We start from the raw sequence: 11,804 nt of genomic DNA, 5'->3' as shown, positions 1-11,804 counted from the left end.
GCGCTCTCGTTCTTCGCCGATTACCCAAGGATCTTCATGCCCGCTGTTCTTATCGCCAAAGCCGGCCGCTGGTTGGCCGCCTGCGTTTTACTGTTGGCCGGCGCCGCTCAAGCCGCGCCGATCGTCGTCACCGATGTCGCCGGCCGCCAGGTCACCCTGCCGCAACCGGCCAAACGCGTTATCCTGGCCGATGCCCGCGCGCTGCTGGCGCTGAATATTCTGCATCCGCAGGAGCCGCTGAAAAACATCATCGCCTGGGACAACTCGCTGAAGGTCAAAGCGCCGGATCTGGTTGAAGCCTACGCGAAAAAATTCCCACAGGTCATGCAGATCCCCACCTTCGACAACCCCTACACCAGTGATTTCAGCGTGGAAAGCGCGGTGGTGCGTCAACCGGATCTGATCATTTTCGACATTGGCCTGCTGAGCAAATTGAAAGACAGCGGCGTGCTGACCCAGTTGGAAAAAGTCGGCATCCCGGTGCTGATCATCGATTTTCGCCAACAGCCGCTGACCAACACCGTCGCCAGCATGGCGCTGTTGGGTAAAGTATTTGACGAGCAGCCCAATGCCGACGCCTTCATCCGTCTCTATCAGCAGCGCCTCGAGCTGGTGCGGCAGCGGGTCGCCACGCTGAAACCGGAGCAGCGCCCCAGCGTCTTCATCGAGCGCAGCGCCGGCATCAAAGGCGAACAGTGCTGCAACACCTTCGGCAAAGGCAGCTTCGGGCAGTTCATCGAGACCGCCGGCGGCAATAATATCGGCAGCACGCTGTTTTCAGACATGGGCGGTGAAGTGAACGTCGAACAGGTGATCAGCAGCAACCCGGATTTCTATCTGCTGACCGGCGCCGACTGGAGCCGCGGCCATCGCGGCACGCTGGCGGTGCCGCTGGGTTACGCCACCGATATGGCCACCAGCCAAAAGAAACTGGCGCACCTGCTGGATCGCACCGGCATTAACGTGCTGAAAGCGGTGAAAGAAAAACGCGTGATGGCGATTTACCATCAATTTTACGACACGCCGCTCAACTTTATCGCGGTTGAGGCGATCGCCAAGTTCCTGCACCCGGCGCTGTTTAAAGATATTGATCCGCAAGCGGATATCGAAATGGTGCACCGGAAATTCACCGCGCTGGATTACAGCGGCGTCTTCTGGCTTACGCCGCAATAACCCCCGCCAGGGCCCGCCAGCCGGGCCCTGTTTCCCGCATTCATTATTTAGTTACCCGCTTAACTATCCCGTAACAATTCTATTTACTTGCCAATAATTATCATTAAGATTGTCTTTTCTAAAAAAACACATCCGGGTCTGAAACTCTTAAGGCATTATTATGTCACCTCTTTTTCGGCTTTCTCTGCTGACGGCTTCCATCGCCGTCGCATTCCCTGTCCTTGCTACTGATAACTCATCTCAGAACGATACCGACACCGTGACCGTCGTCGGCAACTGGCTGGACAACCCCGATACCAGTTCGGTGCTGCTCAACCATCCGGGCGCGCGTTCCATCGTCACCCAGCAGCAAATGCACGAACAGGGCGACCAAACCATCGCCGATAGCCTGCGCGGCGTACCCGGCGTGCAAGTGCGCGACAGCAACGGCACCGGCGGCAGTGACATCTCGCTTAACGTCGGCGTGCGCGGCCTGACTTCGCGTCTTTCTCCACGCTCCACCATTCTGATGGACGGCGTCCCGCTGGCGGTCGCGCCTTACGGCCAGCCGCAGCTGTCGATGGCCCCGCTGTCTATCGGTAATCTGCAATCGGTGGACGTGGTGCGCGGCGGCGGCGCGGTGCGCTACGGGCCGCAGAACGTCGGCGGCGTGATCAACTTCGTTACCCGTGACATTCCCAAAACGTTTGGCGGCACCGCCAGCGTACAAACCCAGGGCGCCAGCCACGGCGGCCTGAAGACCCTGACCAGCGCCTCCGTGGGCGGCACCGCAGACAACGGCCTCGGCGCCGAACTGCTCTACTCCGGGCTGCACGGCCAGGGTTACCGCGACAACAACGACAACAGCGACATCGACGATTTCATGCTGAAAACGCGTTATGCGTTCACCGATCGTGACGAGCTGTTGGCCAATTTCCACTACTACGACGCCAAAGCCGGCATGCCGGGCGGGCTGAGCACCGCGCAATACGCGCAAAACCCGTTCCAATCCACGCGGCCGTGGGACCAGTTCGAAGGCCGCCGCAAGGATATGTCGTTCAAGTACAAACATCAGGAAGACGACAAACAGTTCGAAGTGTTGACCTACTTCACCGACAGCTACCGCGGCAGCAACATCGAATCGGAAGGCACCGGCAAAAACGCGGGCCAGCGGCGCATGGTCTCCTATCCGCGCCACTATTCAACCTGGGCTATCGAACCAAGTTATTCGCAGGTCTTCCGTTTCTGGGATATGGCGCACGAGATCACCCTCGGTTACCGCTACCTGAATGAAACCATGGATGAAAAGGCGTCGCGTTCGGCCTGGTATAACCCGGCGAATATCGGCTCGACGCCGGAGACCCCGGATTATTACCAGCACACCTCCGGCGGCACCGCGGCCAACGCGTTCTATATCGACGACACCATTAACGTCGGCAACTGGACGGTCACGCCGGGCCTGCGTTATGAAAGCATCCGCACCCACGTGGACGATTCGTTCAACAATATCAGCCGCAAGAAAAGCTACAGCGAGCCGCTGCCGTCATTGAACGTGATGTACCACCTGTCCGACGCCTGGAAACTGTTCGCCAACGCCAACACTTCGTTCGGCAGCATGCAGTATTTCCAACTGACCAAAGGCGGCAACGGCAACCAGCCTGCGCCGGGGCTGACGGCGGAAAAAGCGCACACCTATGAATTCGGCACTCGCTACGACGACACCGTAGTCAAGGCCGAGGCCACGCTGTTCTACATCGACTTCGATAACCAGCTGCAGTACATCAGCAATGACGTGGGCTGGACCAACATGGGTGCCACCAAGCACAAAGGCATCGAGCTGGCACTCAGCTACGATCTCAGCGAGCTGAATCGCGCGCTCGACGGCGCCAGCGTCTACACCAGCTATACCTACACCAAGGCCAGCACCGACAAGGGCGACTTCGCCGGTAAAGATCTGCCGTTCTACTCGCGCCAGGTCTATACCGTCGGTACACGTTACGCCACCGGCAACTGGGTATGGAATCTGGACGGTTATGCGCAGTCGAAACAGCATTCGCCGGGCACCGGGCCGGAGTACATCACGCAGGAAAGCGCCGATGGCCAGTTCGGCAATATCGCCGGTTACATGGTGTGGAATATGCGCGGGGAATATAACTTCGGGCCGCAGCTGTCGAACCTGACGCTGGGTGCCGGGGTGAAAAACCTGTTCGATCAGCGCTACTTCACCCGCTCCAACGACAACAACTTCGGCAAGTACGTCGGCGAACCGCGCACCTTCTTCGTGCAGGGGTCAATCGCCTTCTAATGCCGGGGCCCGGCAGGGCCCCGGCATCACCGACAGTAAAGGCGAAACAGGCGCGCCAGGTGCGCGCCCATCGGCGTCAGGGTGGTGTCCTTGCGTTGGATAAGATAAAACGTCGCTTTCGGCAGACGCTCTTCCAGCTCGAGCGGCACCAAATGCTTGCCCAAAATCGGATCCGAAATCACGTCCACCGAAAGAATGCTGACAAAATCGCTCTGCGCCACCAGGCTGGTACAGGCCATAAAGGTCTCGCAGGTCACGCTGATCGACGGCGCCATGCCCAAGTCCCCAAACAGATCGTGCAATAGCCGATAATAACTGCCTTTCGGCGTCGGCATGGTCCAGTCGCAGTGCTGCAGCTGTTTCAGCGAGGTCGCCCCCTCCATCGGATGCCCTTTGCGCACCACTACCCGATACTCTTTTTCCATCAGCCGTTCATACTGCAGCTCGTTGTCGAGGCTGCTGGGGTAATAGGTATTGACGGTAAAATCCAGCTCGCCCTGGCGCAGTTCTGGGATCATCGACACCAGTTGCCCCTCGACGATGCGCACCTTCACGTTGGGATACTCACGGTGAAACTGGGTGATCACTTGCGGCATCACGGTGCGCGCAATGCTGCCGCCAACGCCGATATTCACCGTGCCGCCCGCCAACCCCAGCCGCTGCTGAATGTCTTCCTGCGCCACCCGCAGCTCTTCGAGGATCAGGCTGGCATGCTGGAAAAAGTTATCGCCGCAGTCGGTCAATACCACCCCCTGACTGCGGCGAATAAACAGCTTGGCGCCCAGCACCTCTTCCAGTTCCTGAATGGCCTTGGTCAGCGCAGGCTGGGAAAGGCGAGAGGTGCGGCTGGCGGCGCGGATGCTGCCCTGGCGGCTAACGTCCACAAATGCACGTAATTGGTGCAATTTTATCGAGGCTGGCATAGGCGAAAGGCGATAACCGTTGTTTATCAATAGCAAGATATTGGCATCTTATTTAGCCAGATTCCATTGTGTACATTCGGAAAAAACATAATAAATAACCAAATTCTTATTTCGCTTAATTAAGCGCATTTTCTGCGCCAATAAGCGCCATTCACGGCAGTTAGTAACCAAACGCACCTTTTTCTTTGCAATAGCTTCACCGTCTGATTTCAGTTCAGAGCATAACTGCTGCCTGGAGCGATCCAGCGCGCGATAACTTATGAGATATCACTATGACTAATTCGCTTTCGATGTTGGTGGCTGATTTGTACCCGCAATTGCAGGCCTGGCGCCGCGACTTCCACCGCTATGCCGAATCCGGCTGGTTTGAGTTCCGCACCGCCACCCTGGTGGCGGAAGAACTCGATCGGCTGGGCTATCGCCTGCAGCTGGGCCGCGAGGTCATCAAGGCAGAGGCGCGCATGGGGCTGCCCTCGCCCGCCGAGCTGGAAGCGCAGGAACAGCGCGCCCGCAATCAGGGGGCGTTGGAAAAATGGTTGCCGCATTTTTCCGGCGGCTTCGCCGGCATCGTCGCAACGCTCGATACCGGCCGCCCCGGCCCGACTATCGCTTACCGCGTGGATATGGACGCCCTCGATCTCAACGAATTGCTGGAACCCGAACACCTGCCGTTCCGTGAAGGGTTCGCCTCTTGCAACAGCGGCATGATGCATGCATGCGGTCATGACGGCCATACCACCATCGGCCTGGGGCTGGCGCACGTGTTCAAAAGCCTGGAGTCCCAGCTTCGCGGCACCGTCAAACTGATCTTCCAGCCGGCGGAAGAAGGCACACGCGGCGCAAAATCGATGGTGGAGGCCGGCGTGGTGGACGACGTCGATTTCTTCACCGCGGTACATATCGGCACCGGCGTGCCGGCCGGTGAGCTGGTGTGCGGCAGCGACAGCTTTATGGCCACCAGCAAGCTGGACGTCACCTTTCGCGGCGTCGCCTCGCACGCCGGCGCCAAGCCGGAAGACGGCCGCAACGCGCTGCTGGCGGCGGCGCAGGCTGCGCTGGGGCTTTACGCCATCCCGCGCCACAGCGAAGGCAGCTCGCGCATCAATGTCGGCGTGCTGCAGGCCGGCACCGGCCGCAACGTGATCGCCGATCGGGCGTTTATGAAGGTGGAGACGCGCGGCGCCACCAATGAGATCAACGCGTTTGTCTATCAACAGGCGCTGAACGCCATCGAAGGCGCCGCCAAAATGCACGGCGTCGCCTGCGATATCGCGCTGATGGGCGCGGCGCAGAGCAGCAAACCGACCCAACCGTGGGTGGATTACATCCGCCGCCAGGCGCAGCAGATAACCGAGCTGGCCTCGGTGGTCGATCGCCGCGAACAGGCCGCCGGCTCAGAAGACGCCACCTACATGATGGAACGGGTGAAATCGCACGGCGGCCAGGCCTCATACGTCATTTTCGGCACCGAGCTGAGCGCCGGGCACCATAACGAGAAATTCGACTTCAACGAGCAGGTGATGGCGGTGGCGGTGAAAACGCTGGCGTCGCTGGCGCTGAACCTGCCGACATTCGGGAGCGGAGCATGAGCAACTCAGAACCGCAGGCCTTTATCGACGACTACATTGACCAACGCCAGTCCCGCTTCAGCGCGCTGAGCGACGCGATTTGGGACCACCCGGAAACGCGCTTTAACGAGACCTATTCCGCCACGTTGCTGGCCGATGCGCTGGAACAGGAAGGCTTCTCGGTCGAGCGCGGCGTGGGCGACATTGAGACGGCGTTTATCGCCAGCTACGGCAGCGGCCACCCGGTTATCGCGCTGCTGGGCGAGTACGACGCGCTGGCCGGGCTGAGCCAGCAGGCCGGTTGCGCCACGCCGCAGCCGCTGGTGGAAAACGGCAACGGCCATGGCTGCGGCCACAACCTGCTGGGCACCGCCGCGCTGGCGGGCGCCTTCGCCGCCAAGGCGTGGATGCAGCAGAACCGGCTGAGCGGCACCCTGCGCTTCTACGGCTGCCCCGGCGAAGAAGGCGGCTCCGGCAAGACCTTTATGGTGCGCGAAGGCCTGTTCGATGACGTCGACGCCGCACTCACCTGGCACCCGGAAGGCTTCAGCGGCATGTTCAATACCAGCACGCTGGCCAACATCCAGGCGGCGTTTCACTTCAAGGGCGTCGCCGCCCATGCCGCCAACTCGCCGCACCTGGGGCGCAGCGCGCTGGACGCGGTGACGCTGATGAATACCGGCGCCAACTTCCTGCGCGAACATATCGTGCAGGAAGCGCGGCTGCACTACGCGGTCACCAACACCGGCGGCAGCTCCCCCAACGTGGTGCAGGCCGACGCCGAGGTGTTGTACCTGATCCGCGCGCCGCAGCTCGATCAGGCGCAGGACATTTACCAACGGGTGATCAACATCGCCAAGGGCGCAGCGCTGATGACTGACACCCAGATGGAGGTGCGCTTCGACAAGGCCTGCTCCAACTATGTGCCGAACCGCAGCCTGGAACGCGCGATGTATCAAAACCTGTGCGATTTCGGTCTGCCCGAGTACAGCGATGCCGAGCGCCGCTTCGCCGAGGAGATCCGTCAGACCCTGAGCCGAGACGACCTGCGCAACGCCAAACTCAATATTGCCCGCACCGGCGGCGCGGCCGGACGCGAGTGGGTGCAGCAGTTGGGAGATAAGGTGCTGATGGACGAGGTCGCGCCTTATGTGGAATCCGACGACCTGCTGTACGGCTCTACCGACGTTGGCGACGTGAGCTGGGTGGCGCCGACCGCCCAATGCTTCAGTCCTTGTTTCGCACTCGGCACTCCGCTGCACACCTGGCAACTGGTGGCGCAGGGCCGTACCGCTATCGCCCATAAGGGCATGTGCCTGGCCGGCAAGGTGATGGCGGCGACCGCCATCGATCTGCTGAGCGACAGCGCCCTGCTGGCGCGCTGCCGCAGCGAGTTCGAGCGCCGGCGCGCCGAACAGCCGTACCGCTGCCCAATCCCGCAGGGGGTGCAACCATCGCCATTGGAATAGCATGAACAGACAGGGCCCGGACAACCGGGCCACTAAGTATAATTATAAATAAATCAAATAATAACAATCACACAACAGAGCAAACACAGAGGGTAAAATCATGAGTGAGGCCACAACGCCAATCAATAAAAGCCCCGGACGCGTTTTTTACTGGGTGGAACGCATCGGCAATAAGATCCCCAATCCGTTTTTACTGTTCGTCTATTTGATCCTGGTGCTTATGCTGGCCACCGCGCTGTTTTCCTGGCTCGATGTGGCGGTGAAAAATCCGGCCACCGGCGAGCTCATCAAGGTGAATAACCTGATGAGCGTGGCGGGCATGCAGTGGATATTTCCCAATATCATCCATAACTTCAGCAGCTTTGCGCCGCTGGGGGCTATTTTGGCGCTGGTGATAGGCGCCGGCCTGGCGGAAAAGGTCGGCCTGCTGCAGGCGCTGATGTACAAAATGGCCTCGCGCGTCAGCGCCCGCTACGCCAGCTATATGGTGCTGTTTATCGCCTTCTTCAGCCATATATCGTCGGACGCTGCGCTGGTGGTGATGCCGCCGCTCGGCGCGCTGATGTTTATCGCAGTGGGCCGCCACCCGATAGCCGGGCTGCTGGCGGCGATCGCCGGCGTCGCCTCCGGCTTTACCGCCAACCTGTTGATCGTCACCACCGACGTATTGCTTTCCGGCATCAGCACCGAAGCCACCAAAGCGGTGGACGGCGCGGTTCACGTCAGCGTGATCGACAACTGGTACTTTATGGCCACCTCCGTGATCGTGCTGACCATCGCCGGCGCGCTGCTCACCGACAAGTTTATCGAGCCCCGTCTGCCGAAGTGGCAAGGCGGCGCCGAAGACAAAATCGCAGCGCTGACCCCGCTGCAGAACCGGGGGCTGATGATGAGCGGCATCGCCGCGCTGGTGTTTATCGCCATCATCGCCGCTCTGGTGGTGCCGGAGGCCGCGCCGCTGCGTGACCCGAACACCGGTTCGGTGATCCCTTCCCCGTTCATCAAGGGTATTGTGCCGATCATCATCCTGTTCTTCTTCACCGTCGCCATTACCTATGGCGTCGTCACCAAACAGATCCGGCGGCCGGACGATATTCCCCACCACTTGCTCGATCCGATGAAAAGCATGGCGGGTTTCATCGTGATGGTGTTTCCACTGTCGCAGTTCGTGGCGTTCTTTAACTGGAGCAACATGGGCAAGTTTATGGCCGTCGGCCTGACCGATATGCTGGAAGCCGCCGGCATGAGCGGCGCACCGGCATTTCTCGGCCTGATGTTCCTCTCCGCCTTCCTGTGCATGTTCATCGCCAGCGGCTCGGCGATCTGGTCAATTTTGGCGCCGATCTTCGTGCCGATGTTTATGCTGCTCGGTTTCCACCCGGCGTTCGCCCAGATGATCTTCCGCATCGCCGACTCTGCGGTGCTGCCGCTGGCGCCGATGTCGCCGTTCCTGCCGCTGTTCCTCGGCTTCCTGCAGCGCTACCGCAAAGACGCGCAGCTCGGCACCTATTACGTGCTGATCCTGCCCTATCCTTTGGTGTTCTTCAGCGTGTGGATTTTGCTGCTGCTGGTCTGGTATGCGCTAGGCTTGCCAATCGGTCCCGGCGTCTATCCGAAGCTGGGCTAAACGCCCCGCTATCTCGCCCCGCGCCGGTTCGCGGGGCAGATCCCCTTCTCCCCAAGCCCAGCAGAAAGATTGATCTTCCTCACTGACCAAGCGGCTCTGAGGATTATTTCATTGCCTTGCTAAACCGGTTCTTCTATTTTAGCTCACCATCTGACAACGACAAAAACAGGGATTAAGCATGATGAATCGCGTATGGGTACTGGGCGACGCCGTGATCGACCTGGTGCCGGAAAATGCCAACGGTTATCTCAAATGCCCCGGCGGCGCGCCGGCGAACGTGGCGGTGGGTATCGCCCGCTTGGGCGGCGACAGCGCCTTTATCGGCCGGGTGGGGCAAGACAGCTTCGGCGCCTTTCTACAGCAGGTGCTGAGCGATGAAGGGGTGGATATCGGCCATATGCGGCCGGATCCCGAACACCACACCTCCACGGTGGTGGTGGATCTCGATCTTCAGGGTGAGCGCTCATTCACGTTTATGGTGCAGCCCAGCGCCGATCTGTTTTTGCAGCCCGACGATCTGCCGGCTTTCCAGCGGGGCGAATGGCTGCACCTCTGCTCCATCGCGCTGTCGCAGGAGCCCAGCCGCAGTGCGGCCTTTACGGCGATGGAACGCATGCGGGCAGTCGGCGGCCGGGTCAGTTTCGATCCCAACATCCGCGAAGAAGTCTGGCGCCAGCCGGAAGCGCTGCGCCCCTGCCTGCAAAAGGCGCTGCTGCTGGCGGACGTGGTGAAACTGTCGCGCGAAGAGCTGGCTTTCATCAGCCATCTTGACGAGCTGGAGAACGCCATGCGCTGGATGATACAAACCTATCCGCTGCGCCTGTTGCTGGTGACACTGGGCGGCGACGGCGTCTGCGTACACGATGGGCATCGTCTGCGTCATTTCCGCGCAACGCCTGTCGTGCCGGTCGATACCACCGGCGCCGGCGACGCCTTCGTCGCCGGGCTGTTAGCGGCGCTGGCACGCCTTCACGAATTACCTCAGGAAGCGCAGTGGCCGGCGGTTATCGCCCAGGCGCAGGCCTGCGGCGCGCTGGCCACCACCGCCAAGGGCGCTATGACCGCCCTGCCCCGCGCCGACGAGTTGGCTACTTTCCTGCGTTGATTCTCTGCATCCACGGCGCTCCCCTTAGCGCCGTGGTCTTTTAACCCGCGATTTGCGTACTCGATCACAATAGCTGAATCGGGTTAGCAAACTTGATTGCCAGTCCGCTTCTCGATCGCTATCTTTCGCCATGAAAAACCGGTTTAGCAATTTAGCAAAAAATAATAACAACCCTTCCCGGATGATAGACGATGATGAAAAAACTCAGCTATTTGGCGATAACAACAGGGCTTTTCCTCTCCACGTCTGCCGCAGCGGCCTCGGGCGGCGACAGTATCGAGGCGCGTCTCAACGCGCTGGAACAACGTCTGGCGCAGGCGGAACGGCGCGCCGCTCAGGCTGAAACTCGCGCCACGGCGGCGGAACGCCGGGCGCAACAGCTGGAACAGCGCACCGCCAGCACCGAAAGACAAACCGCGCAGGTCGCGCAGCGCGCCGCCACGCTGGAAACGCAATCCTCTCCGACCAGCGCGCTGAAACTGAACGGTTTCAACGATCTGAAACTGTATGGCGACGTGGAGTTCAACCTGGACGGCGCCAGCCGCAGCGGCCAGCTGACGTCGTTGAAAGGCAGCGACCACAAGGACTGGAAACCCGGCAACAAAGAGCGCTGGGACATCAACGGCCGCATTCTGGTCGGGCTGGACGGCTACCGCCGCAATCCGGACGGTAACTTCTCCGGCTTCAGCGTCCAGCCGCTGGCGGACATGAGCGGCAAAATGAACCTGGACGACGCCGCTTTCTTCTTCGGCAATGAAAAGAACTGGCAAACCAAAATCGGCCGCTTCGAAGCCTACGACATGTTCCCGCTGAATCAGGACACCTTCATTCAATACTCCGGCAATACCGCCAACGACCTGTACGCCGACGGCTTCGGCTATATCTATATGATGAAAGAAGGCCGCGGCCGCAGCAGCAGCGGCGGCAACCTGATGCTGAGCAAATACGCCGGGGATGTCTATTTCGAACTGAACACGCTGGTGGAAGACGGCACCTCGCTGTTCCAGGACAACAGCTACCACGGCAATGCGCTGGAAAATAAGAAAAACGTCGCCTATTTGCGCCCGGTGATCGCCTGGAAGAAAGACGCCTTCAGCATCGCGGCGGCGATGGAAAGCAACGTGGTGAATAACGCCTACGGCTATCAGGACAGCCAGGGCCGCTTCGTCGATCAATCCAAGCGCAACGGCTACGGCATGACGATGAGCTGGAACAACAGCGCCGCCGATCCGGACAACGGCGTGGTGGCCAACCTGAGCACCGCCTACCTGGATGCGTCAGGCGAGCAAGACTTGACCGCCGGCGTCAACGTGCTGTGGCGGCGCTTCGAACTGGGTTATATCTATGCGCACAACAACATCAAAGAGTTCAATACCGCCGGGATCGCCGCCGATATCCACAACCCGCTCAGCGAACCGGGCAACTACGACATCCACACCGTTCATGCGTCGTATCAGATACCTAACATTATGAATATGAAGAATTTCAACCTGTATTTAGGCGCCTATATGTCGCTGCTGGAAGCCAACGCCGACAGCAAGATCGCCAATGGCGACAACGACCAGCGTTACGGCATGCGCGCCAGATTCAAGTATTTCTTCTGACATCGATTCACGGCGCTGCGCCGCAAACGGCGCGGCGGCATTTTTATTTAG

Annotated in this window: 8 protein-coding genes; 7 read left to right on the top strand and 1 reads right to left on the bottom strand. The window is 60.0% G+C overall.

The features are described 5' to 3' along the window. Window positions 1–36 precede the first annotated feature (36 nt). Both WFM45_RS16550 and WFM45_RS16545 read left to right on the top strand, forming a co-directional pair. Complete coding sequence (locus tag WFM45_RS16550) at window positions 37–1,173, top strand: ABC transporter substrate-binding protein (RefSeq protein WP_103086031.1); 1,137 nt, start codon at window positions 37–39, stop codon at window positions 1,171–1,173. Window positions 1,174–1,333: 160 nt separating this feature from the next. Beyond that, a complete protein-coding gene (locus tag WFM45_RS16545) occupies window positions 1,334–3,457 on the top strand; it encodes a TonB-dependent receptor family protein (RefSeq protein ID WP_336956477.1) in 2,124 nt (707 codons plus the stop codon). A gap of 26 nt (window positions 3,458–3,483) precedes the next feature. Here WFM45_RS16545 and WFM45_RS16540 read toward each other — a convergent pair whose 3' ends face one another. Then, complete coding sequence (locus tag WFM45_RS16540; RefSeq protein WP_048325731.1) at window positions 3,484–4,380, bottom strand: LysR family transcriptional regulator; 897 nt, start codon at window positions 4,378–4,380, stop codon at window positions 3,484–3,486. A gap of 272 nt (window positions 4,381–4,652) precedes the next feature. On the opposite strand from WFM45_RS16540, the gene WFM45_RS16535 reads away from it, so the two are divergent. The 5 genes from WFM45_RS16535 (at window position 4,653) to WFM45_RS16515 (ending at window position 11,753) form a co-directional block, all read left to right on the top strand. Continuing rightward, the gene (locus WFM45_RS16535) at window positions 4,653–5,969 is read left to right on the top strand and encodes a M20 family metallo-hydrolase (RefSeq protein ID WP_031300221.1); all 1,317 of its coding nucleotides are present in this window, start codon (window positions 4,653–4,655) and stop codon (window positions 5,967–5,969) included. Then, on the top strand, window positions 5,966–7,417 hold the full coding sequence (locus tag WFM45_RS16530; RefSeq protein ID WP_336956471.1) for a M20 family metallopeptidase: 1,452 nt from the start codon (window positions 5,966–5,968) through the stop codon (window positions 7,415–7,417). Before WFM45_RS16535 ends, WFM45_RS16530 begins: the two co-directional genes overlap by 4 nt. 100 nt (window positions 7,418–7,517) lie before the next feature. Continuing rightward, complete coding sequence (abgT, locus tag WFM45_RS16525) at window positions 7,518–9,044, top strand: p-aminobenzoyl-glutamate transporter (RefSeq protein ID WP_004937321.1); 1,527 nt, start codon at window positions 7,518–7,520, stop codon at window positions 9,042–9,044. A gap of 178 nt (window positions 9,045–9,222) precedes the next feature. Continuing rightward, entirely contained in the window at window positions 9,223–10,149 is a 927-nt protein-coding gene (locus WFM45_RS16520; RefSeq protein WP_336956469.1) for an aminoimidazole riboside kinase, read from the top strand. A 194-nt stretch (window positions 10,150–10,343) separates the two neighbouring features. Further along, window positions 10,344–11,753 (top strand): carbohydrate porin, encoded by a 1,410-nt coding sequence (locus WFM45_RS16515; protein WP_336956678.1) that lies wholly within the window; start codon window positions 10,344–10,346, stop codon window positions 11,751–11,753. Window positions 11,754–11,804 lie beyond the last annotated feature (51 nt).

This window comes from Serratia sp. KG1D (assembly GCF_037150675.1).
In the GTDB taxonomy this organism is placed as follows: domain Bacteria; phylum Pseudomonadota; class Gammaproteobacteria; order Enterobacterales; family Enterobacteriaceae; genus Serratia; species Serratia nematodiphila.
Note: the sequence above shows the minus strand (reverse complement) of the source record. Positions and strands in the feature narration are given on the sequence as shown.

Coding starts and splice junctions, on each gene's coding strand:
- WFM45_RS16545 (WP_336956477.1), top strand. CDS start 1,334: ATGTCACCTCTTTTTCGGCTTTCTCTGCTGACGGCTTCCATCGCCGTC.
- WFM45_RS16520 (WP_336956469.1), top strand. CDS start 9,223: ATGATGAATCGCGTATGGGTACTGGGCGACGCCGTGATCGACCTGGTG.
- WFM45_RS16540 (WP_048325731.1), bottom strand. CDS start 4,380: ATGCCAGCCTCGATAAAATTGCACCAATTACGTGCATTTGTGGACGTT.
- WFM45_RS16515 (WP_336956678.1), top strand. CDS start 10,344: ATGAAAAAACTCAGCTATTTGGCGATAACAACAGGGCTTTTCCTCTCC.
- WFM45_RS16535 (WP_031300221.1), top strand. CDS start 4,653: ATGACTAATTCGCTTTCGATGTTGGTGGCTGATTTGTACCCGCAATTG.
- abgT (WP_004937321.1), top strand. CDS start 7,518: ATGAGTGAGGCCACAACGCCAATCAATAAAAGCCCCGGACGCGTTTTT.
- WFM45_RS16550 (WP_103086031.1), top strand. CDS start 37: ATGCCCGCTGTTCTTATCGCCAAAGCCGGCCGCTGGTTGGCCGCCTGC.
- WFM45_RS16530 (WP_336956471.1), top strand. CDS start 5,966: ATGAGCAACTCAGAACCGCAGGCCTTTATCGACGACTACATTGACCAA.